The organism is Leuconostoc garlicum (assembly GCF_001998805.1).
GTDB lineage: Bacteria > Bacillota > Bacilli > Lactobacillales > Lactobacillaceae > Leuconostoc > Leuconostoc lactis.
Genome location: NZ_CP016329.1, coordinates 1,078,081 through 1,102,304 on the forward strand (window position 1 = coordinate 1,078,081; position 24,224 = coordinate 1,102,304).

The 24,224-nt window shown below is 44.8% G+C and carries 17 protein-coding genes and 1 tRNA gene; 13 read left to right on the plus strand and 5 right to left on the minus strand.

Features of this window, described 5'->3' with window-relative positions:
- Positions 1-87: 87 nt before the first annotated feature.
- From A9176_RS05555 to hpt, 3 genes are all read left to right on the plus strand, one after another.
- Positions 88-1,305, plus strand: a complete 1,218-nt coding sequence (locus tag A9176_RS05555) for an OFA family MFS transporter (protein WP_077282483.1) — start codon at positions 88-90, stop codon at positions 1,303-1,305.
- A gap of 178 nt (positions 1,306-1,483) precedes the next feature.
- The gene (gene purB / locus A9176_RS05560) at positions 1,484-2,779 is read left to right on the plus strand and encodes an adenylosuccinate lyase (RefSeq protein ID WP_077282485.1); all 1,296 of its coding nucleotides are present in this window, start codon (positions 1,484-1,486) and stop codon (positions 2,777-2,779) included.
- Positions 2,776-3,339, plus strand: a complete 564-nt coding sequence (gene hpt / locus A9176_RS05565; RefSeq protein WP_010000290.1) for a hypoxanthine phosphoribosyltransferase — start codon at positions 2,776-2,778, stop codon at positions 3,337-3,339. The genes purB and hpt overlap by 4 nt, the downstream gene beginning before the upstream one ends.
- Before the next feature lie 21 nt (positions 3,340-3,360).
- Here hpt and fni read toward each other — a convergent pair whose 3' ends face one another.
- The 3 genes from fni to mvaD are packed head-to-tail and all read right to left on the minus strand — an operon-like array spanning position 3,361 to position 6,383.
- Positions 3,361-4,416, minus strand: a complete 1,056-nt coding sequence (gene fni / locus A9176_RS05570; RefSeq protein WP_077282487.1) for a type 2 isopentenyl-diphosphate Delta-isomerase — start codon at positions 4,414-4,416, stop codon at positions 3,361-3,363.
- A complete protein-coding gene (locus tag A9176_RS05575) occupies positions 4,409-5,437 on the minus strand; it encodes a phosphomevalonate kinase (RefSeq protein WP_077283250.1) in 1,029 nt (342 codons plus the stop codon). The genes fni and A9176_RS05575 overlap by 8 nt, the downstream gene beginning before the upstream one ends.
- Entirely contained in the window at positions 5,430-6,383 is a 954-nt protein-coding gene (gene mvaD / locus A9176_RS05580; RefSeq protein ID WP_077282489.1) for a diphosphomevalonate decarboxylase, read from the minus strand. Before mvaD ends, A9176_RS05575 begins: the two co-directional genes overlap by 8 nt.
- Before the next feature lie 206 nt (positions 6,384-6,589).
- Between mvaD and A9176_RS05585 the strand changes: the two genes are divergently transcribed.
- From A9176_RS05585 to A9176_RS05600, 4 genes are all read left to right on the plus strand, one after another.
- Complete coding sequence (locus A9176_RS05585; protein WP_029509210.1) at positions 6,590-7,738, plus strand: AI-2E family transporter; 1,149 nt, start codon at positions 6,590-6,592, stop codon at positions 7,736-7,738.
- Entirely contained in the window at positions 7,735-8,247 is a 513-nt protein-coding gene (locus A9176_RS05590) for a tRNA (cytidine(34)-2'-O)-methyltransferase (RefSeq protein ID WP_010000283.1), read from the plus strand. The genes A9176_RS05585 and A9176_RS05590 overlap by 4 nt, the downstream gene beginning before the upstream one ends.
- A gap of 69 nt (positions 8,248-8,316) precedes the next feature.
- Positions 8,317-8,388, plus strand: a tRNA-Glu gene (locus tag A9176_RS05595).
- A 127-nt stretch (positions 8,389-8,515) separates the two neighbouring features.
- Positions 8,516-10,918 (plus strand): FtsK/SpoIIIE family DNA translocase, encoded by a 2,403-nt coding sequence (locus tag A9176_RS05600; protein WP_077282491.1) that lies wholly within the window; start codon positions 8,516-8,518, stop codon positions 10,916-10,918.
- A gap of 27 nt (positions 10,919-10,945) precedes the next feature.
- Here A9176_RS05600 and A9176_RS05605 read toward each other — a convergent pair whose 3' ends face one another.
- Complete coding sequence (locus A9176_RS05605; protein WP_029509213.1) at positions 10,946-11,437, minus strand: hypothetical protein; 492 nt, start codon at positions 11,435-11,437, stop codon at positions 10,946-10,948.
- 2 nt (positions 11,438-11,439) lie between these two features.
- The gene (ade, locus tag A9176_RS05610) at positions 11,440-13,095 is read right to left on the minus strand and encodes an adenine deaminase (protein WP_077282493.1); all 1,656 of its coding nucleotides are present in this window, start codon (positions 13,093-13,095) and stop codon (positions 11,440-11,442) included.
- Positions 13,096-13,305: 210 nt separating this feature from the next.
- Between ade and glmS the strand changes: the two genes are divergently transcribed.
- The 6 genes from glmS (at position 13,306) to A9176_RS05640 (ending at position 24,209) form a co-directional block, all read left to right on the plus strand.
- Positions 13,306-15,111: a glutamine--fructose-6-phosphate transaminase (isomerizing) gene (gene glmS, locus A9176_RS05615; protein WP_077282495.1), complete on the plus strand. Its 1,806-nt coding sequence runs from the start codon at positions 13,306-13,308 to the stop codon at positions 15,109-15,111.
- A gap of 110 nt (positions 15,112-15,221) precedes the next feature.
- Positions 15,222-16,001, plus strand: coding sequence for an isoprenyl transferase (locus tag A9176_RS05620; protein WP_077282497.1), 780 nt, complete (start codon positions 15,222-15,224; stop codon positions 15,999-16,001).
- 3 nt (positions 16,002-16,004) lie between these two features.
- Positions 16,005-16,799, plus strand: a complete 795-nt coding sequence (locus A9176_RS05625) for a phosphatidate cytidylyltransferase (RefSeq protein ID WP_029509217.1) — start codon at positions 16,005-16,007, stop codon at positions 16,797-16,799.
- 3 nt (positions 16,800-16,802) lie between these two features.
- Positions 16,803-18,056: an RIP metalloprotease RseP gene (rseP, locus tag A9176_RS05630; protein ID WP_029509218.1), complete on the plus strand. Its 1,254-nt coding sequence runs from the start codon at positions 16,803-16,805 to the stop codon at positions 18,054-18,056.
- A gap of 65 nt (positions 18,057-18,121) precedes the next feature.
- Positions 18,122-19,837 carry a proline--tRNA ligase gene (locus A9176_RS05635; protein WP_077282499.1) on the plus strand — a complete coding sequence of 572 codons (1,716 nt, stop codon included), beginning with the start codon at positions 18,122-18,124 and terminating at the stop codon, positions 19,835-19,837.
- Positions 19,838-19,895: 58 nt separating this feature from the next.
- On the plus strand, positions 19,896-24,209 hold the full coding sequence (locus A9176_RS05640; protein ID WP_077282501.1) for a PolC-type DNA polymerase III: 4,314 nt from the start codon (positions 19,896-19,898) through the stop codon (positions 24,207-24,209).
- The last annotated feature ends 15 nt before the right edge of the window (positions 24,210-24,224 follow it).

Consider the following 24,224-nt stretch of genomic DNA (forward strand, 5'->3'; position numbering starts at 1 on the left):
TATTATATTTTATAATTGTACGTCATTTGTTTACAAAAAAAGAAATATATGATTAAATGATAAGATAAATCGTGAGGAGACGAATAAATGGAAAATAAATGGCTGCGGGCGGCATTGCCAGCGTTATTGATTCATGGCAGTATTGGGACGGTCTATGCTTGGAGTGTGTTTAAGCAGGCGATTGCCGATGATATCGGGGCATCGGTGGCCAACGTGGAGTGGGCTTTTTCAATTGCAATCTTATTTTTAGGGTTATCAGCAGCAGCTTTAGGGCATTTTGTGGAACAAGATATTAAAAAGTCCGCCATCTTGGCAACAATTTTTTTTGTGACGGGGATGATTGGCACCGGCATCAGTATTCAACAAAAATCATTGCTCGGGATTTATCTCTTTTATGGTGTGGTCATGGGCATTGGATTAGGGATTGGGTATTTAACACCAGTCAAAAATTTGATGTTATGGTTTAAAGAAAATAAGGGGCTGGGAACGGGCTTGGCAGTGGCAGGTTTTGGCTTGGCCAAGATGATTTTTTCACCCGTCATGATCGAACTACAACTACGGATTGGTCTCTGGCAACTGTTTGTCATTTTGGGTGGCGTGTTTGCCGTGATGATGCTGACAGGGGCTTGGTTGATTCGTAAGCCGGCTGATTGGCAAGAAAAGCCACTTAAACAGCGTTTTAATCCTATGGCATTACTTAAGAACCACAACTTTATGGGAATTTGGTTGATGTTTTATTTAAACATTACTGCTGGACTAGCGATTATTTCCCAAGAAAAAGATATTTTAGCTGGATTACGTACCCCGTCGGGGACGGCGGCCTTTTCACTAGCAGCAATTGCGGTGGTGGTGAGTGTGGATGCTTTTTTTAACGCTGCTGGGCGTATTGGGTTTGCGAGCTTCTCAGACCGCTTACAAGATCGCAATACGATTTATCAAGTGATTTTTATCCTGTCATTGGTAATGGCGTTGTTAGCCTTTTTCTTACCAGATCAGAGTGTGGTGATGCCGGTCGTGATTGTGGCGACATTTTTTGCGATTAATGCCGGTTATGGTGGTGGTTTTTCAGCTTTACCACCTTTGTTAGCGGATCGATTTGGTATGCATGCCATTTCAAAAATTCACGGTCTGGCTTTAACGGCGTGGGCAGCGGCTGGTTTATCGGGGAATCAACTGGCGAGTTTGATTGTGCATGGTTTGGGGATGCCGTATCAAAATGTCTTTATCGCCATTGCAATTTTATATGCGGTGGCTTTGGGGATTGCCACGTTTGTGGTGAAACCAACGCAAACCATTATCGAGTAAAACGCTTACAATCCTAACGTTCGTTTTGTTTGAGATAAACGACGTGATTGTTCGTATTTTACTAACTGTTCGTTAACTTTGTGAGATAAACCTCATAAAATAACGAACGCAACTCGTGTTTTACCTGTTACAATTGAATTGAAAGCTAGAACACTAATGAAGTAGAGGAATCTTAAACATGATTGAACGTTATTCTCGTAAAGCGCTTCGTGATATTTGGTCAATACAAAACCAATATCAAACTTGGCTCGATGTTGAAATTGCTGTGGATGCCGGCTGGGTCGCTGCAGGACACATTCCTGCAGAAGATTTGGAAAAAATCCGCCAAAACGCCACTTTTGACGTTGACCGCATTGCAGAGATTGAGTTATCAACGCGCCATGATGTTGTGGCATTTACGCGTAACGTGTCAGAATCACTTGGCGAAGAACGTAAGTGGATTCACTATGGCTTAACGTCAACCGATGTTGTTGATACAGCGCAAGCATTACGTTTGCGCCAAGCCAACGATATTATTAAACAAGATTTGCAAGAATGGCGCGAAGCCATTAAAGATTTGGCCTTGAAGTATAAAGACACTGTCATGATGGGACGCACACACGGTGTACATGCCGAACCAACCACTTTTGGCTTGAAGATGGCACGCTTCTATGCGTCAGCAACACGCGCGATTGAACGTTTTGATCGGGTGGCTGCTGAAGTCGAAACCGGTAAGTTATCTGGTGCCGTAGGCACGTTTGCCAATGTGCCACCTTATGTCGAAGCCGTGGCCATGAAGGAATTGGGCTTGACACCACAACCAATTGGGTCACAAGTGTTGCCACGTGATTTGCATGCTGATTACGTGCAAACGATTGCGTTGATTGGGACACAAATGGAAGAATTGGCAACGGAAATTCGCTCATTGCAACGCTCAGAAATTCATGAAGTTGAAGAAGGCTTTGCTAAAGGACAAAAGGGTTCTTCAGCAATGCCACACAAGCGTAACCCAATTGGTAATGAAAATATTACTGGTTTGGCACGTGTCTTGCGTGGCTATGCCGTAACAGCACTTGAAGATGTGACATTGTGGCATGAACGCGATATTTCACATTCTTCAGCCGAACGCATTATTTTGCCTGATGCAACGACAACATTGGATTACATGTTGAATCGTCAAACAGGTATTTTGAAGAATTTGGGTGTCTTCCCTGAAACAATGCGTCACAATATGGATCGCACTTACGGTTTGATTTATTCACAACGTTTGTTGTTGAGCTTAATTGATGCCGGCTTGTCACGTGAACAAGCCTATGATACGGTGCAACCATTGACAGCACGCTCATGGGATGAACAATTGATGTTCCGTGACTTGGTTGATGCGGATCCAACAATCACTGCCCATTTGACTAAAGCACAAATTGATGACGCGTTTGATTATCACTATCACTTGCGTCATGTTGATGAAATTTTTAAGAGAGTAGGTTTGGCATGACATCACTAATTAACCATCCAGCAATTAAGACAGTTTTAGCAACGGAAACAGATATTCAAGCACAAGTGCAACGTGTGGCGAATGAACTTACCAGTAAATTTGCGCATAATGACAAGCGACCAGTTTTTATTGCAGTCCTCAAGGGTGGGGTGATTTTTGCCACAGATTTACTCCGGAAAATGCCATTGGATGTTGACTTTGACTTTGTCGATGTCAAAAGTTATTCAGGCGCTGCTTCAACTGGCCAAGTTAAAGTGGTCCATGACGTGAGCATGGATTTAACAGGACGTGATGTCGTGATCGTCGATGAAATTATTGATTCTGGTCGGACGATGCAATGGTTGCAAAACTATTTTGAACTCAAAGGGGCCGCAAGTGTGACAACGGTGGCCTTAGCTGATAAAAAGGCCGCTCGGGTGGTTGACTTTGACGTTGATTACTTTGGTCTTGATGTGCCCGATGAATTCTTAGTTGGCTATGGCATGGATTACAATAATTTCTTCCGTAATTTGCCGGTTATTGCCATTATTGATTTTGATAAAATTGATTTGATTAAGTAATCAAACTAAAAACGCAACGCCTTAAGGCGTTGCGTTTTTGCTTTGGTTGATAAAGTTTTGTAGATTTGAGGCATACAGCCGTGGCTTTGATGGTAGTTCTGAAATGTGACGTGCACCAAGCAGGGTCATGAGGCGTGGTAACGCATGTTGCCATGAGATAATTTCATCAATGAGGCCGGCTTCGCCATGCGTCATTAAAGTGTTGAGCATGTAGCCCGCACTGGACGTCATCGTTGCCCCTAGCATGAGGCTTGTCATGACGTCATTGGCCGACGCGATACCACCAGTAGCAATCACCGGTAATGTGTTCTGTGCTAATTGTGCTGACAGTAAACTTTCAACGGTTGATAAACCAAACTGGTCAATATTAAAGTTGTCAGCCTGACGATTACGTCGTCGTTCAATCATTGCAAAGTTTGTGCCATTAGCCCCGCCAACATTAATAGCAGCTGGTTGTAACTGCTTTAAGGTGTCAAAAGCCTGCTGACTCATACCAAAACCAACTTCTTTGACAATGACCGGTACCGGTGACTTTGCAATGACAGTCGCTAAGTTATCCAGCCAATAGAAAGCACGATCACCTTCAGCCATCACTAATTCCTGTGCCACATTGACATGTAATTCGATTGCATTGGCGTCGATCATGTCAATGGCGTCACGAACATGGGCAATGGGATGATCAGCACCCAGATTCGCGATTAAAAAGCCATCAGGATGCATGTCACGGGCAATTTTAAAGGTTTGTGCGACTTCCGGTTCTTTGAGTGCGATGGATTGTGAGCCAACGGCCATCGCTAAACCAGTTTTTTGGGCAACGCTTGCGAGTTGACCGTTGATCCGGCCCGTCAAATTTGAGCCACCTGTCATCGCTTCAATATAAAAAGGCCAGTCAAACGTATGATTAAACAATGTTGTGTGAACATCCGCTTCGGCGACCGCCATTTCAGGGAAAGTGGCTGGTAACCAGCGAACATCGGCAAAAGTTGCGCCAATGGGGTTGTTTTCTTGTTGTCGCCAAAGTTTGACACCAAGAGATAAGTGTTCATCTTTGCGATGGGCTTGTGCGGATTCAGTCATAGTGCACCTCGTTTTCGGGAAAAATCGTCATAAATAGGGGATCAACACCGCCCGCCTGCCAAACTTTGATGAGTGTTTCGGCCTCATCAGTGACTACGGCAAACCCATTGTCGCCATAACCGGCACCACTAATTTTTCCGGCAACTTGATTTAAGCTGGCGAGGAAATGGGCAAGCTTTGGCGTCACGTAACCTGCTGGCAAGTATGTTTGCAGTAAGTTTTGATTTGCTTGGAGTGCCTGAACTAATTGGGAATAGTCATGTGTCGTTAAGGCTTGAATAACGCGAGAAACGGCTTGTTGACTCTGCGTCAAGAAAGTAGCGTTAAGGTCGAGTTGATGAATGGCTGACTTGGTGTCAGCTGATTCATGGGTAGCGCCGAGTAGTAAGCGCCAGTGGCTTGGCCAAGGTAAGGGGGTAATGTTGAGGGCTGGCCAGTCACGGGCAATCGCTTCAGGCGTTGGCCACTGTTGTGCCGTATCGATTACTTGGGTTAAATCCGGACTTTGATAGGCAATTACGCCGCCGTATGTAATGGCGGCAATGTCGCCTAGGGAACCATTTTTTTGCACGAAATAGTGGGCCAAACCAGCCAGCTTAAAGCGGGTTAGGCGTGGTAAATGCAGTAAAAAATGGGCATCAAGGGCGTCAATAATCCCAACAACAACAGCTGCAGAAGAACCGAGCCCCAGTTTGCCATATGGTCCGTTTAAATCACTTTCGATGGTGATGTTAACGTCTGATAGCGTTGGTAAAGTCGTTTTAAATTGGGTATAGTCTTGAAGTATTTTAATGGCGGCTTGCACATAACGCCAGTGATCTTGCCCAACGGTGATTGGCTCTGCCATGTTAAAATGCCAAGCTGTCGCAATACTATTAGACGTGACGGATGAGGTAGGGGCATCGGTTACGGTTAAGTTTAGCCCCATCGCTGTGGCCGCGATAACTGCGGTATGGCCAGGTGCCGTAATGGCATATTCGCCAGCTAAAAAGAGTTTGCCGGGGACTGAGCGTTTAGTCATCATAATGCATACCTGCACCGCTAGTGGCGATTTCAAGGTGAAGATCGGGCATAGCGGCTTGTAACTGGGACACAATCAATGGTGCGTGTGCTTGTGTGGTGATGATTTTAACATTTGGGCCGGCATCAAGCGTGGCAAAAGCTAGTAATCCTTGACGGCGCATGTCAGCGACCAAGGTCAAAATGTCGGTTGTGTCATTGGTAAAATAAGTGAACGGGTCCAGGCGGGCTGTTCGGTTCAAATCATGCATCGCTAGGGCATTGGCTTCGGCAATCGTGCCGATTTTTTCAATGTCACTGGCTTGAATGGCGGCTTGCATATCACGTAATTGGGCCGCACTATTTTGCACCCAAGTCGCATAATCAGGCGATGTTGCCGCGCGCCGCATTCCTTCAGTCGACCCCACCTTTTTCATGGCTGTTGAGACTTCTGCGACCACTAAGGCAATAGGCATGTCGGGGGCATGCAAACTTTCGGCAAATGATGAGGCATCATCATGACCTTCATGCCAAATGGCAAAATGACCATAAAACGAGCGTGAGGCGGAACCAGAACCCCGACGGGCTAAACGCGATAACGTCATGTTATCGAGCTCGAGTCCCAATTCACGCGTTACTGCGCCAGTTAAGGCCGCAAAAGCTGAGGCAGAGGATGCAAGTCCCGCGCCGGTGGGCACATGATTTTCTGATGCAACAGTCAGTGGGGCAAAGTCACCCAAATTATCGCGTAGCATGTCTAAGAAGCGGTGGATACGTTGGCTATCAAAAGGTCGCCCATTGATCAGTAATTCATCGGCTGAAGCATTTTGGCTCACGGTCGTGCGTGTATAAAATTCATTGAGCGTTAGTGAAATCGAGCTCGTGGTTGGTAGATTTAAAATCAGATCTTTTTTTCCCCAATATTTAATGAGGGCAATGTTGGTATGGGCAGTTGCTGTGGTTGTCATAAACGTTCTTTCTATCCAAAATTGAGTTATCTTAATATTATCATAATTTAGCCACAGCTGGGGTGAGCAGCTGTGGACAGGGGCAAAATTTTGCAATAAAATGCGCCATTTAAATATGGTACTATGGTAGTAATAGTAATTTGTCGTTGACAAACTAACGCAACTGTTGCAAAACGGTCACACGAGATTGGAGGTTAAGAGCTAGAATGAGAGAACAATCATGGTATCGACGCTGGCTATCAGGTAATAACTTATTGAACGGGTTAGTGGTAATTCTACTGATTTTATTGATTATTTTTTTGAGTTGGCAAGTGCGGTTTATTTTGGAGCCTATTCGTGCCTTGTTTACAGCTGTTGGGGCACCAATTTTAATCGCTGGGGTCTTGTATTATCTGTTAAGTCCTTTGGTCAAAATGCTCACGCGTTACACCCATATTCCAAGAGCGTTGGCAATTGGCCTGATATTAATTGCGATTATTGGTCTCGCTGCTGGCTTAATCACGATGTTAGTCGTTGTTTTACGCTTTCAAGTCATGACATTTATTGACAATTGGCCAAATTATTGGCATACCAGTCAAAACTTTATTAATGAAACGTTTAAGTCCAGCCAATTTAAACCGGTACGGGAATTCTTAAATAATACCAACACTGGCATTAATCAAAATGTGATTGACTGGAGTAAAAAATACCTGACCACAGGGGTGGCTGGTATTAGCTCACTGGCGTCAACGCTGACATCAGTTGGGATTACAGCCGTATCGACACCGTTTATTTTGTACTATATGTTGCTAGATGGGCATAAGTTTTCAGGCTTTGTCGCTGAAAAGTTCCCACCGAAAGCACAGCACTCATTACGAGAATTATTAACCGATATCAGTAAGCAAATTGCTAAATATATTCGTGGACAATTGGGTGTGGGCTTGGCTGTCATGATTATGTTTGGGATTGGCTATACGATTATTGGCTTGCCTTATGGGATTTTACTGGCGATGATGGCGGGTTTCTTCAATATGATTCCATACGTCGGCTCGATTTTGGCTCAGGTGCCTGTTTTCATTGTGGCCCTCATTGCTGGTGGGCCTAAATTGCTCATTTTGGCGATTATTGTGCTCGTGATTGAACAGCCGATTGAAGGGCATGTGATTGCGCCTAAAATTTTAGGGGATGCCTTGGCGATTCATCCAGTGACCGTTATTGTGGTATTGTTAACTGGTGCGCATATTTTTGGGGTGCTCGGCGTGATTTTGGGTGTGCCAACTTACGCGGTCCTCAAAGTCCTTGTGACACGAATTTATACATGGTGGCGTAGTAACTCTGCCTTATTTAAAGAAGGAACGGAAGAAGTAGAACAATGACAAATCATATTGTGTTATTTGAACCGGTAATGCCGGCTAACACTGGTAATATTGCCAGAACAACTGCGGGAACGGATGCCGTGTTACATCTGATTGAGCCTTTAGGGTTTGAATTAGATGATAAGCATGTGAAGCGTGCCGGATTGGATTACTGGGAACATGTCCAATTGGTCAAGCACGATAGTCTCCCAGATTTTCTGGACACCTTGCGTGAGACGGATCATCTCTATTTAGTTTCAAAGTTTGCGAACTACGACTATACCCAACCTGATTATTCGGTGACTGATGGCGATCATTATTTCCTCTTTGGTAAAGAAACGACTGGCTTGCCAGAAGTCTTTATGCGCCAAAACCCAGATAAAGCGATTCGTATTCCACAAGATGACACGCATATTCGATCATTAAACTTATCAAATACTGTGGCAATTGTCTTATATGAGGCATTGCGTCAACAAAGTTTCCCGAATTTGGAAACAACGCACACTTACGAACAAGATAAATTGAAATAAAGTGTTGACAAGGGGCGAAAATCTTGCTACTATAATATAGTTGTTTCAGTTATGAAACACACTGACCATGGCTCGTTGGTCAAGTGGCTAAGACGCTGCCCTTTCACGGCGGAATCGAGAGTTCGATTCTCTCACGAGCTATATCAAGTCGCAACTTCGGTTGCGGCTTTTTATGTTTTCAGGACAATCATTAAAAAGCGAACACCAGTTTGATTTGGTTTCATGATAAAATAAAAGACATAACGATCAGATTTAGAGGGTATGGATTTTGGCAACTCGTAAAACACCGCAACGCCGACGCACAACTGCATCAACTCGAAAAAAAAGCATGAATGCTGTGATTGGCAAAAACATTGCCTTGCTTTTAAGCATCTTTTTAGGCGTCATGGGGACGTTTAAATTGGGCTTGTTAGGTGCCTACGTGGCCAATGTTTTTCGCCTGGGGTTTGGTAATTTATATCTTGGCGTATTAGTACCCCTGACGGTGTTATTGAGCTATGTGATGATTTATAAGCGGTTACCAAAGATTGCACGGCATTTTTGGCTGGGGGCCATCATGGCGTTTGTTGCACTGTTAACATTATCGTCGTTGTTATTTTTTACCTATACCGTGAAAAATAGCAATGGCTATGTCCAAACGGTGATGACATTGAGTGGTCAAGATTTCGCCAATAAATCTGCCAATACCCCCGTTGGTGGTGGAGTAGTTGGTGCCATGCTCTATAATGGCTGCTTTACATTAGTTGCCAATATCGGGACTTGGCTGCTTGCCCTAATCTTACTATTGAGTGGCGTGATTATTTTCTTTAGAATTCCGGCGCGTGATTTAACGCAAAAAGGGATTGAAAAAGCACAAAATGGGGTGGCCTATGTGCAAGAACAGCGCGCGAACATGCCGCCACGTGAACCTTTGTTTAAACGGCGGGAACGTCCCAAAAAGAGCATTACGGACTTTGGCGATGATCCGTTAGGTGTGAAAACAACCAAAACTGCCACAGTTGAACCAGTGGTACCACCCGTTACCGCGCCGGCTACTGAATTTGTCGAACCGGAAATTAAATGGCAGGGACCAGTGGCGCCGACTGAAACAGCACCAACGCCGGCACCAGCTGTGTCGACCCCTAAGCCAGCAAGCGCACCGGCACCAGTGTCTGATGCAGGCGATGATGATGAGCCATTGGCTTTGGCGACGGAAACGTCAGGGCAAGATAATCCAGATTATGAATTGCCAACGGCTGATTTGTTAACCAAGGTATCGCCAACTGATCAGACTAAGGAATTCCAAAGTTTGACAGAAAAATCACGTCTCGTGCATGATACGCTGTTAAGCTTTGGTGTTGAAGCAGAAGTGACGAGTGTGTCACTTGGGCCAACTGTGACCCAGTATGAATTGAAACCAGGTCAAGGGGTTAAGGTTAATCGAATTGCCAATTTGGCCGATGATTTAGCATTGGCCTTAGCAGCCAAGTCGATTCGTATTGAAGCCCCAATTCCGGGAAAACCTTATGTTGGTATTGAAGTGCCTAATGACACGCAAGCCACCGTTGGCTTCCGCGATATGATTGAACAGGCGCCAAAGGATGATGGCCATCCATTAAATGTCCCATTGGGGCGTGATGTGACCGGTAATATCATTATGGCTAATCTAGCCGACATGCCGCATTTGCTGATCGCTGGTTCAACGGGCTCGGGTAAGTCGGTTGGGTTAAATGGGATTATTATTTCGATTTTGCTGAAAGCGAAGCCAAACGAAGTCAAGTTGATGATGGTCGATCCCAAAGTGGTTGAATTGTCCATTTATAATGGGATTCCACATTTGTTGACACCGGTGGTGTCTGATCCGCGCAAAGCGGCGCGTTCACTCCAAAAAGTGGTTGACGAAATGGAAAATCGCTATAAGTTGCTCGCCCAATTTGGGAAGCGTAACATTGGCGAATACAATGCGGCGGTCGAGCAACAAAATGCGGAAGCCAAGACAACTGGCGCAGCTGTGATGCAAAAAATGCCTTATATTGTCGCGATTGTCGATGAATTTGCGGATTTGATGAGTACCGTCGGTTCCGAAATTGAAGTGTCCATTGCACGTCTGGGTGCTAAGGCGCGTGCGGCTGGGATTCACATGATTTTGGCTACTCAGCGACCGGATGTGAAAGTCATTAACGGTACGATTAAAAGTAATATTCCAGGGCGTATCGCCTTTAGAACAGCCTCTGGTATTGATTCACGCACGATTTTAGATACAAACGGGGCTGAAAAATTGTTGGGACGTGGCGATATGATTTTTGCCCCACCAGGTAAGCCAACACAGCGTGTCCAAGGGGCCTTTATTAGTAACACTGACGTGACGAACGTGGTATCCTTTGTCAAGGCGCAACAAGAAGTCCAGTATTCAGAAGCCATGACAGTAACCGATGAAGAAATTGCCCAAGATGCGGGTGATGGTAGCGGTGCAGGTAATAGTGAAGATGAGTTGTTCCAAGAAGCTTTACAGTTCATTATTGAACAACAAAAAGCCTCTACTTCATTATTGCAGCGACGTTTCCGTATTGGTTATAATCGCGCAGCTCGCTTGATTGATGACCTTGAAGCAGGTGGTTATATTGGGCCTGCCGAAGGTTCTAAACCACGACATGTCAATATTAGTGATGGTAGCTCCGGTGTAGAACACTAAAAAAGATCGACGCAAAGTCGATCTTTTTTAGTCGTTAAAGAGGGGTTTGATTTGCGCTTGAAACTGACCGTCTGGATCATTGACAAACTTGGCATAGTCTTGCCAATAGCGATCTGATAAAATCGCGGGTTCGGCAATGTTATCGGGAATATAGGCGCGGGGAATTTGCCCGTTGTCGGTGCGTGGGCCATCATATTGTTTGGCAAAGTCTTGTAACTTTTTTTCAACCACAATAGCTTGTGGCCCAAACCAGTTAATGGGTTCACGATGAATCAGGTGATCATCCGTTTCAAAGACGCCCGCTTGTTCGGGAACGGCAAATGGATGCACCAATGAGACCAAAGTGGGTTGATGATTTTCTAAATAAACAATGCCGCCTGCCATTTCTGAGGGGAGGTTGGGCTGGTCGTTTTTATTGGCCGCGAGGAGCACAAGGCCAGTGTCATCAATGTCAAGTTTGTCGGGTTGACCGAGAAAAATTTTTAATAAATGTTCTGGTGAAATGCTGTATGTTTTCATAATTAATCCTGAATTGTAATAAATGAGAAACGGTTAAAGTCGAATAAGCCTTGATCGGTCATTTTGAGGCTGGGAATAACGGGTAATGCCATAAAGGAAAGGGTCAAAAACGGATCAAACGGAATGTCACTGAGTTCAGCAAAGGCCGCTTGCAGTTTGTGATCATTTTCAATCACAGTTTGATAGGGCGCTTCTGACATTAAACCACCAATTGCCAAGGGCAAAGTGGTGACTTGGCCGTTGTGCACCACCACTTCACCACCGCCCATGTCACGCAGTGTGTTGGCTGCCAAAATCATATCCTCATCATTGGTGCCAGCAATAATCACGTTATGTGAATCATGGGCAATGGTTGAAGCGATCGCGCCACTTTTTAAGTGCAGCCCTTTAATGATACCCACCCCGTGACCGAGGTTGTGATAACGCTCAGCAACGACAATTTTAGCGTAGGTGTCATCAGCGACAAACTGACCATCAACGGTGGGCACGTTTTCAACCAGATGCGTTGTGGTGATGTGATGCGGCATAATACCAATCACATGAGCTGGTTTTTCAGGATCCAAAGGTAGTGCCAAATCCGCCGCTGTTAAGGTGAAGTTGAGTGACTGATTGGCCAGGGGTAGCACTGTGGTTTCGGATTCGTTATACCATTGGCCGTTAACCATGACTTTTTGGGCGGTAAAGTCGTTTAATTGATCGATGATAACCAAATCGGCGACAAACCCATCGGTGAGGGCGCCAACATCAGTTAACCCTTGTGCTTTGGCGGCGTTGTAACTGCCGATCGTAAAGGCCATGGCAGGTGACATACCGTTTTGAATCGCTAAGCGGACATTAAAGTCAATTGAGCCTTCACGTTGCAGGTCATTGGCAGTTTTATCATCGGTTGCAAACGCAAAATGGGATTGGTTAGCCGTGGTGATTGCTGGTAAAATCGCTAATTCATCACGTTCAACGGTGCCTTCACGGACAAAAACAGCAAAACCAGCGTTCAAACGTTCCAATGCTTGCTTAGCATTTTCACTTTCGTGATCGGTACTAATCCCGTACTTACGATAAATCGCCAGCTGTTCGCGAGAAAGGCCGGACGCGTGACCATCGACCTGTTTACCCGCGGCTTGGGCGTCGCGAATCTTTTGGTGCATGTCACTATCTTCATTAAAGACCGCTGGGAAATCCATGACTTCAGCCAAGCCGTTAACTTCAGGTACACTATAAAAAGGTTTAAGCGCATCGGCATGTAGCTTGGCGCCGGCGTGTTCAAACGGCGTCGCTGGCACAGAAGATGGGAGCATATAATGAATGTGTAGTGGTGACTGACGCGCTTCTTCTAACATATATTGAATGCCGGAAACGCCGGAAACACTCGCAATTTCATGCGGATCAGCAAAAATACGCGTCACCCCACGTGGGATGACCAGCTTACCAAATTCACTGGGAGCGAGTAATGAACTTTCAATATGGACGTGGGCATCAATGAGACCAGGAACAATATATTGACCTTTGGCATCATAAGTATGTGCGGCCTGTAAGTCGGAACGTTGGCCGCGATAGACAATTTTTTGATCATCAATCCAGAGTTCCGTTTCATCAAAAGTTAAGTTGAAGACATCTAATATTTTGGCGTTAATAATATGCCATGACACGGTTTTTGCCACAATAACACTCGCTTTCAATTTTTTAATAGTTTACCACAAATGGGCGGCGATGCAGCCTGGAATATTGGGTTGATAGCAGTCGATTTCAGTCTTGATTTCAACTAGACCAATTTTTAAAATTTATTGACAAAGCAAAAGTATTACCGTAGAATAGTGGATGTTAGGTTAATATAACGTATTGACCAATTTTATAAAGAGGGTAAATAAACTATGTGCGGAATTGTTGGATATACTGGTGTGAACCAAGTGTTGCCAAACTTGTTAAAAGGCTTGGAAAAGCTTGAATATCGTGGTTATGATTCAGCTGGTGTCTATGTCAGCAACGGATCAGCTGGTGACTATTTGGTTCGCGAACAAGGACGCGTTGCCAAGTTAGAAGAAGCAACGAAAGACCAAGGCATTGCTGGAACTGCTGGTATCGCCCACACACGTTGGGCAACCCATGGTGGTGTTTCTGTTGAAAACGCTCACCCACATATGTCAGAAGATGGTCGTTTCTATTTGGTCCACAATGGCGTGATTGAAAACTATGATGAATTACGTGAAAAGTATTTGCAAGGCGTGAAGTTGCATTCACAAACTGATACTGAAGTTGCGGTGCAATTGATTGATAAGTTCTCAAAAGAAAACAACTTATCAACACTCGATGCCTTCCGTCAAATGATTAGCTTGTTGGATGAAAACTCAGCTTATGGCTTCTTGTTGATGGATCGTGAAACACCAGATGTGATGTATGCAGCCAAGAAGAAGTCACCATTGTTGATTGGTGTATCTGAAGAAGCCAACGTGGTGACATCAGATGCTGCTGCCATGCTTGATGTGACGAAAGACTTCATCGAATTGATGGATGGTGAAATTGCGGTAATCGATAAGGATGCCGTGACATTGTTCAACGCTGAAGGTGACGAAATCTCACGTGAACCTTTCCACATTGACATTGATGCTTCAGAAACAGATAAGGGTGTTTATCCTTACTACATGTTGAAAGAAATTGATGAACAAGCTGTGGTAGCGCGTTCATTGTCACAATATTATTTTGATGACAACAACCAAATTCAAAATATTGATCCAGCCATTATTGACGCTATGAAGGCCGCTGACCGTATTTATATTGTCGCTGCTGGAACGTCTTACCACGCTGGTTTGGTTGGCAAGCGTTACTTTGAACAATGGACTGGTAAGCCAACGGAAGTTCACATTGCCTCAGAATTTGCTTATGACCAACCTTTGTTGAGCGAGAAGCCATTCTTTATTTTCTTGAGTCAATCAGGAGAAACAGCTGACTCTCGTGAAGTGTTGGATAACGTGATCAAGCAAGGTTATGGCTCATTAACCATTGCTAACGTGATGAATTCAACTTTGACACGTGAAGCTGACTTTGCCTTGCCATTGTTGGCGGGCCCAGAAATTGCCGTGGCCTCAACGAAGGCTTATACAGCCCAAATTATTGTGGAAGCCATTTTGGCCCATGCCGTAGGTGATAGTGGCCTTGACTTGAAGCATGAATTGGCGAAGGTGGCAGTTGAAATGCAAGTCATCATCGATCAAAAAGATGAATTCAAGGCAATTGCTGAATCAGCTTTGCGTGGTCGTTATTCAGCCTTTTACATTGGTCGTGGTTTGGATGCCGCAGTTGCTGTTGAAGCAGCCTTGAAGTTGAAGGAAATTTCATACGTGCAAACAGAAGGATTTGCTGCTGGTGAATTAAAGCACGGGACAATCTCATTGATTGAAGAAGGCACACCAGTCTTTGCTTTGTTAACACAAGCGAAAACAGCTGGTCTTGTGCGTGGTGAAATTGCGCAAGTTGCAGCCCGTGGGGCAAACACAATTGTCTTTGCGACAAAGTCATTAGCAAAGCCAGGGGATGCTTACGTTTTGCCAGAAGTTAATGAACTTTTGATGCCATTGTTGGTGGTGATTCCAGCACAATTGATTGCTTATTATGCAACGCTTGATCGTGGTTTGGACGTTGACCGCCCACGTAACTTGGCGAAGTCAGTGACAGTGCAATAAGTCTGAAACGTGATAAGAAAATTCTTATCACGTTTTTTTGTGCCAAGACAAGACATCTGGTAAAATAAATGAGATACCATTGCGCTTTTGCGCATGAAGGAGGGGGCCTCTTGGCGCTTTTTAAAACAAAAACAGATCCTAAAGTTGTACCAGCACAACTTAAAATTCCTGACCATATTGCCATCATCATGGATGGTAACGGTCGATGGGCTAAAAAACGCATGATGCCGCGGATTGCGGGTCATAAAACTGGGATGAATACCGTTAAGCGGATTGCAACAGCAGCCAGTGATCTTGGCGTTAAAGTCTTGACACTTTACGCTTTTTCAACGGAAAATTGGTCACGACCTAATGATGAAGTGAACTTTTTAATGCAGTTACCCATTGATTTTTTCAATGATTTTGTCCCTGATTTGATTAAAAATAACATTCGGGTCGAAGTGATGGGGAATATTACCCAGTTACCGGAAGGCACACAGCGGGCGGTTCAAAATGCCATCACGCAAACTGCTGGTGGTACCGGCATGGTGTTAAATTTCGCACTGAACTACGGTGGGCAAATTGAAATTGTTGAAGCAGCTAAGCAATTGGCCCAACAAGTGTCAGCTGGCGACCTTGATCCGGCTGATATTACCCCTGAGACTTTCTCCGCGGCCTTACAAACGGCTGCTTTAGGGGCGCTTGCCGCACCTGATTTGTTAATTCGAACGTCAGGCGAACTGCGTTTGAGTAATTTTATGCCTTATCAAGCAGCTTATGCCGAACTTTATTTTACGGATGTTTTGTGGCCGGACTATACGGCTGACGATTTGCTGGAGGCTATTACGTCGTTTACCCGACGTGACCGTCGCTTTGGCGGTTTAAATGAGACGTATGAAAGTGAGTCCTAAGATATGAAAACACGTGTCATCACGGCCGTTGTGGCCTTAATTGTATTTGTACCACTCTTGATTATTGGCGGTATTCCGCTACTCTTGTTAACTTTGGCAATGGGCATTGTTGGTATGAGCGAAATCCTACGCATGAAACATCGTTTCTTGGTGTCGATTGAAGCATTGATTGCCTTTGTTGGGGTGGTTGCTTTGATCTTACCTAACCAATTTTGGCAAGGGGTACCGGTTGTTCAAAGTGCGCATGTTGTTTTCTACATTCTAGCGTTCCTCATGTTGCTCAATACCATCATTGTGCGTAATCATTTTAATTTCGATGATGCGGGCGCTTTGACACTGGCCATGCTTTATATTGGGACTGGCTTCCATTATTTCTATCAAGCAGATAGCGTTGGCTTAGCGACGGTGATGTTTGGGATGTTGATTGTTTGGATTACTGACTCAGGGGCATACATGGTAGGCCGGGCGATTGGCAAGCACAAGCTGGCCCCTAAAATTAGCCCCAACAAAACATGGGAAGGGTCAATTGGTGGTAGTGTTGTTGCCGTCATCATTGTCCCAGCGTTGTACACGATTTGCCACTGGTTACCGGCTTATAATTTTATTGAATTGTTGGCCTTTACGGTGCTCTTATCGATTGCAGGTCAGCTTGGTGATTTGATTGAATCAGCCTTTAAGCGTCACTATGGTGTGAAAGATTCAGGTCACATTTTGCCTGGCCACGGTGGCATTTTGGATCGTTTTGATTCAATGTTGATTGTGATGCCATTGATGTCACTTTTGGGCATGTTAGGATAACTTATGAATTTAACAGCCATCATTGCTTTTATTGTTATTTTTGGGGTCTTGGTGACCGTTCATGAATTTGGCCATTTTATTGCCGCTAAAAAAGTTGGGGTGCTTGTCCGTGAATTTGCGATCGGGATGGGGCCTAAATTACTCAGTTGGCGTCGCAACCATACAACTTATACCATTCGTGTTTTACCGGTTGGTGGTTATGTACGGATGGCTGGAATGGATGAAACACCCGACTTAGATGCAGGTCAACGCGTTCGTTTAATTTTTGATGCGCAAGGCATTGTGACCACAATTGACACCCGTATTGAGGAATTGGGCGAAGGGGTACCGTTTCAAATCGATCGATTTGATTTGACTGACGCGCTCACATTGACGGGTTACCGTGCAGACGAATCTGATATGGTGACGGTCAACGTTGACCATGATGCAACCATCATTGATAAACAAGGCATCGCCGTACAAATTGCGCCGCGTGATACTTGGGTACAAAGTGCTAAAGTTTATCAACGGGCCTTGATCAACGTTGCAGGACCAGTCATGAATTTTGTCTTAGCTTTGGTTGTTTTTTGTTTACTCGGCTTCTTACAGCCAAGTGTAACCTTGAATCAACCAATCGTTGGGACAGTCCAGCCTAACATGCCAGCGCAACAAGCTGGGCTACGGCCAAATGATCAAGTGCAAACGATTAATGGCCAAAAGATCCATTCTTGGGAACAATTAGCGACAACTATTAGTCAGTCAACCAGTCAAAAGTTGACCCTATCCGTGCTACGGCAGGGTAAGCCAGCAACACTGACGTTGACCCCCAAGCAAGTCCAAGTTGACGGGGTGACGACGCGTTTAATTGGCGTGACACCAAAAACGTATACCGACTTTGGCGCACGCCTAAAGTATGGTATATTAGCAACTGGTAGTACCACGCAGCGCATCTGGTATGCCATCACCCATTTGTTCAGTGGTGGCTTTAACCTCAACAAACTCGGGGGGCCAGTAGCCATTGCGAAGACAACCTCAACGGTTGCCAAAACTGGTTTCTTAAATATTTTGGTTTATATGGCGATGCTATCGATTAATTTAGGGATGATGAATTTGATTCCAATTCCGGCCTTAGATGGCGGCAAGTTGCTCTTGAATTTGATTGAAGCCATTTGGCGGCGACCATTACCAGAAAATATCGAAAATGCGGTAACCGTTGCTGGGGCAGCCTTTATGGTGGTCTTGCTGGTCGCGGTAACCATTAATGATTTACTTAGATAAATAGTTATTCAAATAACAAGGCGCTTTGCGCCGTACATACTGTAAAAGGAAAAACGAGGATTCTCATGAAACAATCTAAACTATTAATGCCAACTTTACGCGAAGTACCAGCTGATGCGGAAGTCAAAAGTCACCAACTCTTACTCAAAGCGGGCTTTATTCGCCCAGTGGCAGCAGGGATGTTTGCCTATTTGCCATTAGCGCAACGGGTATTGAATAAAATTGAAGCCATTATTCGCGAGGAAATGGACCGAATTGATGCCAATGAAATGTTGGTACCGGAAATTTTACCAGCAGAATTATGGGAAAAGTCACGGCGTTATGAAACTTATGGGCCAGCCTTGTACAAGTTCAAAAACCGCCAAGCACGTGACTTTATTTTGGGGCCAACCCATGAAGAAACCTTTACACAACTGATGGCGGATGACATCAAGTCATATAAGAAATTGCCATTAATCGTGTACCAATTGCAAGCAAAGTTCCGTGATGAAAACCGCCCACGTTTTGGCTTGTTGCGGACACGTGAATTCATTATGAAGGATGCGTATTCATTTAGTGCAGATCAAGCTGGTTTGGACCAAGCTTATCACGACATGGAAGCGGCTTACACGGCTATTTTTGACCGCATTGGGTTGTCATACCGTGCAATCGTTGGGGATGCCGGAGCCATGGGTGGGTCAGATTCTAAAGAATTCTCAGCACCTGCGGCAGCTGGTGAAGACATCATTGCCTATTCTGATGCGTCAGACTACGCAGCGAACTTAGAAATGGCAAAAGATTACTACGAACGTCAAGTGTCAACAGTTGAACCCTTGCCATTGGAAAAAATTGATACACCAAATGAAAAGACAATTGATGAATTGTCAGCATTATTGTCAGTGCCAGCATCAGAATTGGCTAAGACCATTACTTTTATTGCTGATGGCGAATTAGTTGCAGTTGTGACAACTGGTGATTATGAAGTCAACGATGTGAAGGTGCAAAACTTCTTGCAAGCCGACACGCTTGAACTAGCGGATGAAGCGCAAGTGCGTGACTTAATTGGGGCTGGATTTGGTTCATTAGGCCCAGTGAACTTACCAGAAAATGTCCGTTTGTTAGTCGACGAACGGGCTGCTGATTTGGTTAACTTTGCGGCTGGTGCTAATGAAGATGGCAAGCATTACGTTAACATTAATTGGGAACGTGATGTGGTACTGGACCCAGAAAATGTTGGTGATTTCCGTACTGCGCGTGAAGGTGATTTAGCCATTGATGGCAAGGGTCACTTGGTGTTCACCCGCGGCATTGAAATTGGCCACATTTTCAAGCTTGGAACACGTTATTCAAAGACAATGGGTGCCCAAATTCTTGATGAAAATGGTCGTCAAATTGATATGATCATGGGCTCATATGGAATTGGTGTGTCACGTTTGTTAAGTGCGATTGCTGAACAAATGGCCGACGAAGATGGGTTGGTTTGGCCAGCAAGTGTTGCACCATTTGATGTACACATTGTACCAGTGAACTTGAAAGATGAAGATCAAGCACGTATTACGAGTCAACTGGAAGCTGAATTAACGGCACAAGGGCTTGATGTCTTGGTTGATGACCGCAAGGAACGTGCGGGCGTTAAATTTGCCGATGCTGATTTGATTGGCTTGCCAATCCGTATCACAGTTGGTAAAAAAGCTGCCGAAGACGTTGTCGAAGTTAAAGTACGTGCAAGCAACACAAACATTGAAATGCGGGTCAGTGAAGTGGTCGACTCAGTTTCAGTTTTGTTAAATGGCGATAAATAATCACGCACAAAAGGCCGATTTAATCGGCTTTTTTAATCAGTAAAAGAAGGGGGGAACCATGGCAATATCCCAAGAAGAACAACTGCAACATCTCATCTCACAAATTCAGCTGGCTGATGATGTGCAACCATTTTTTGCTGAGGGACGTTTGAAGCAAGTCACCGTCGCCAAACAAGCTAAAACGTGGACTTTTCATATCGTATTAAACGACATTTTACCGGTCCATGTCTTCATGCAATTTCGGCAACAATTACAAGCGGCGTTTACCAATATTGCACAGACCCAATTAAATATTGAGACACCGGTCCAAACCATTGATGCAACACAAGTCAATCAATATTGGCATATTGCCTTAGCTGACTCGGACTTAAATCACGCGGCGAGTCAACAATTAACGAGTAATACGATGTTGCGCCAAATTGATGCGCAACATTTTGGGATTGCCGTCGGCGCACAATTATTGTATAACGCGCTGACCGATACGGCTTTGCAGTCAATTAGTCAGGCCTATCGTCGTTATGGCTTCCCAGAATTACTGTTGACACCGCAACAAGACGAAGCTTTAGCCCAACAAATTGCTGAAAGTGTTGCCCAACACCATGCCAAAGCGCAAGAAGATTTACAAAAAGCCATCCAAGCAACAGAACAAGCTAAACCCAAGGCTTCATCTGAAGGGGTGCCGTTGACACTGGGACGTAAAATCGCTGCTGATGCTGACATCACGCGTCTTGAGACGATTGAAGGTGAAGAAAATCGGGTGGTGATCGAAGGCTATATCTTTGCACATGAAGTACGTGAGTTGCGCTCTGGGCGTAAGCTCATGACGATCAAAGTGACAGATTATTCGAGCTCGATTGCAGCCAAGAAGTTTTCAAATAATGAAACGGACGAAGCTGTTTTTGACGGGCTAAAACCCGGCATGTGGGTACGATTGTCTGGTAATGTGCAAGAAGACACTTATGCGCGTGAATTGGTGATGAACATTTATGATTTGCAAGTGATTGACCATGAGAGTCGCGTTGACACCTATCCAGGTGATAAAAAGCATATCGAGTTGCATGTGCATACCAATATGTCAACGATGGATGCGGTAACCGACTATGGCGCAGTAGCCAAGTTAGCCAAAAGTTGGGGCCAAACAGCGTTAGGTGTGGTTGATACAGCAAATGTGCAAGGCTTTCCAGAAGCCGTGGCTGCCGGCAAGAAAAATGATCTCAAAATGATTTATGGGATGGAAGCGAATTTAGTTGAAGATGGGGAACCGATTGCCTTTAATCTAGCTGATGTGCCATTACTTGGACCAGAGACAACTTTTGTCGCTTTCGATTTGGAAACCACGGGACTTTCAGCCGTAACGGATAAAATCATTGAATTATCCGCGGTTAAAATGCAACTTGGGAATGTGGTGGATCAATTCTCTGAATACATCAATCCTGGTTTTCCCTTGTCAGAATTTACGACTGAACTGACATCAATTACAGATTCGATGGTTGCCAATGCCGATCCAGAAAGTGACGTCATCCAACGTTTCCGCGATTGGGTTGGGGATGCGGTTCTGATCGGACACAATGTGACATTTGATATTGGGTTTATGAACGCTGCGTATGCGCGTTATCAAAAACCGGCCATTAGCAATCCGGTGATTGATACCTTGCCATTCACGCGCTGGCTTTACCCTGATTACAAATCTTATCGATTGGGGACAATCGCCAAGCGCTTTAATATCAATCTCGAACAAGCGCACCGAGCCATTTTCGATTCGGAAACGACCGGGCATATTGCATGGCGGTTGATGAAAGAGGCCAAAGAACGCTATGATTTGACCAGCCATCAACAGCTCAATGATCATATGACGGAAGGGGATGCTTGGAAACATGGCCGACCGGTACATGCCACGTTGTTGGTAAAAAATGCTGTCGGTTTAAAGCATCTTTATGAATTAGTCTCGCGCTCAAATATTGAATTTTTTGCGCGTGTACCACGTATTCCGCGTTCCGTTTTGGAACAACATCGAGAAGGCTTATTAGTCGGTACAGGTGATACGGGCGGTGACGTGATTGTCACACTGATTGAAAAAGGTTATGACGCAGCGTTAGAAAAAGCGGCGTATTATGACTTTATTGAAATTCAGCCCACTGCCAATTATGCACCAATGATTGAATCAGGCTTGATTGCTGATACCGATAAATTACACGATATTCTCCGTGATATGGTGGCGATTGGTGACGAATTGGATAAGACGGTGGTCGTTACTGGCGACATCAAGTATACGAATCCAGAAGATCGGATTTATCGTCAAATCCTAATTGCCACGCAGCCAGGTAACCCACAAAATCGGACAACCTTACCCGAACTTCATTTCAAAACAACGCAAGAACTACTTGACGATTATGCGTTTTTGGGTGAGGACTTGGCGAAAAAAGTTGTGATTGACAATACGCATTTGATTGCGGATAGTTTAGAAGATGTGGCGCCGCTAAAAAGTGGGTCGTACCCGCCAAATATCCCGACCGCTGGTGAGGAATTAACCCGTCGAACACTGGAAACGGCTAAAAAATGGTACGGCGATCCCATTCCTGATGTCATTCAAGCCCGTATTGACCAAGAATTAAAAGCCATTATTGGTAACGGCTTTGCGCCGCACTATATGATTGCGCAACGTTTGGTTGAAAAGTCCAACAAAGATGGTTATCTGGTTGGTTCGCGTGGCTCGGTCGGTTCATCATTTGTGGCGACAATGTCAGGGATTACCGAAGTTAATCCGTTTGCCCCGCATTATCGCAGTGCCCATGGCGACTATTTTGAACTCGCTGATCCAAAAGTTTATGAATCAGGGTATGACTTGCCGGATAAGCCAGACCCTAATCATCCTGGTGAAATGTTAATCGGCGATGGGCAAAATATTCCGTTTGAAACCTTCATGGGCTTCAAAGGGGATAAGGTCCCAGATATTGATTTGAACTTTTCGGGCGATTATCAACCGATTGCACACAATTACATGAAGGTTTTGTTCGGTGAACACAATGTGTACCGTGCCGGCACGATTGCGACGGTGGCGGAGAAAACCGCCTTTGGTTATGTCAAAGGTTATGAACGCGATCATGATAAGCATTACCGTGGGACCGAAGTAGAACGTTTGGCTCAGGGGATTACTGGCGTTAAGCGGACAACAGGGCAACATCCAGGTGGGATTTTGATTGTGCCACGTGAATATGATGTCTATGATTTCACACCGGTTCAATATCCGGCCGATGATCAAAAATCATTGTGGCAAACAACGCACATGGATTACCATTCTATTCACGATAATTTGCTCAAAATGGATATTTTGGGGCATGATGATCCGACGATGGTACGCACGTTAAAGGACATGTCAGGAATTGATCCGCAATCAATTCCGGTCAATGATCCTGGTGTCTTGAGCCTGTTTACGTCGCCAAAAGCGTTAGGCGTGACGCCAGAACAGATTTTTTCTAAAACTGGCACACTTGGTTTGCCTGAATTTGGGACGAACTTTGTGCGGGGCATGTTGGAAGAAACGCAACCCCACAATTACTCTGAACTATTGCAAATTTCTGGTTTGTCACACGGCACGGATGTGTGGCTAGGGAACGCCAATGAATTGATTGAAAACGGCACAGCAACGATTGGGACCGTGATTGGAACCCGTGATAAGATCATGACGGATTTGATTAACTGGGGCTTCCCAGCAGCTGATGCGTTTAATGTCATGGAAAAAGTGCGTAAAGGAAAAGGGATTACTGATGAGTATCAGGCCCAGTTACGTGCAGCAAAGATTCCAGAATGGTATATCCAATCGATGCTCAAGATTAAATATATGTTCCCCCGAGCCCACGCGGCGGCGTATGTTTTGATGGCCTTGCGGATTGCCTATTTTAAGGTTTATTTCCCAACGATTTATTATGCGACCTACTTCTCAGTCCGCGCTGATCAATTTGATATTGTGGCCATGAGTCGTGGGAAAAATGCGACAAAAGAAGCGTTAAAGCGTTTACGCACCTTGGGCAATGATGCCACGGTGGGCGACAAAAACCTTTTGACGGTATTGGAGATGGCGAATGAAGCCTTAGAACGTGGGATTACCTTCTCAATGGTTGATTTATATAAGTCAGAAGCCAGCGAGTGGGTGATTGATGGCGACACGCTAATTCCACCGTTCTCAGCAGTGCCAAGTTTGGGCGATAACGTGGCCAAGCAAATCATTGTGGCGCGCCAAGAAAAGCCATTTTTGAGTAAGGAAGATTTGAAAAAGCGTGGGAAGGTCTCCCAAACAGTCATTGACTATTTGACGAAAAATTCAGTCTTAGATGGTATGCCAGACGAAAATCAATTGAATTTGTTTGATTTTTAACCACCAGTCACCACA

Coding starts and splice junctions, on each gene's coding strand:
- A9176_RS05635 (WP_077282499.1), top strand. CDS start 18,122: ATGAAACAATCTAAACTATTAATGCCAACTTTACGCGAAGTACCAGCT.
- hpt (WP_010000290.1), top strand. CDS start 2,776: ATGACATCACTAATTAACCATCCAGCAATTAAGACAGTTTTAGCAACG.
- mvaD (WP_077282489.1), bottom strand. CDS start 6,383: ATGACAACCACAGCAACTGCCCATACCAACATTGCCCTCATTAAATAT.
- A9176_RS05590 (WP_010000283.1), top strand. CDS start 7,735: ATGACAAATCATATTGTGTTATTTGAACCGGTAATGCCGGCTAACACT.
- A9176_RS05640 (WP_077282501.1), top strand. CDS start 19,896: ATGGCAATATCCCAAGAAGAACAACTGCAACATCTCATCTCACAAATT.
- purB (WP_077282485.1), top strand. CDS start 1,484: ATGATTGAACGTTATTCTCGTAAAGCGCTTCGTGATATTTGGTCAATA.
- glmS (WP_077282495.1), top strand. CDS start 13,306: ATGTGCGGAATTGTTGGATATACTGGTGTGAACCAAGTGTTGCCAAAC.
- A9176_RS05555 (WP_077282483.1), top strand. CDS start 88: ATGGAAAATAAATGGCTGCGGGCGGCATTGCCAGCGTTATTGATTCAT.
- fni (WP_077282487.1), bottom strand. CDS start 4,416: ATGACTGAATCCGCACAAGCCCATCGCAAAGATGAACACTTATCTCTT.
- A9176_RS05585 (WP_029509210.1), top strand. CDS start 6,590: ATGAGAGAACAATCATGGTATCGACGCTGGCTATCAGGTAATAACTTA.
- rseP (WP_029509218.1), top strand. CDS start 16,803: ATGAATTTAACAGCCATCATTGCTTTTATTGTTATTTTTGGGGTCTTG.
- A9176_RS05625 (WP_029509217.1), top strand. CDS start 16,005: ATGAAAACACGTGTCATCACGGCCGTTGTGGCCTTAATTGTATTTGTA.
- A9176_RS05575 (WP_077283250.1), bottom strand. CDS start 5,437: ATGACTAAACGCTCAGTCCCCGGCAAACTCTTTTTAGCTGGCGAATAT.
- A9176_RS05605 (WP_029509213.1), bottom strand. CDS start 11,437: ATGAAAACATACAGCATTTCACCAGAACATTTATTAAAAATTTTTCTC.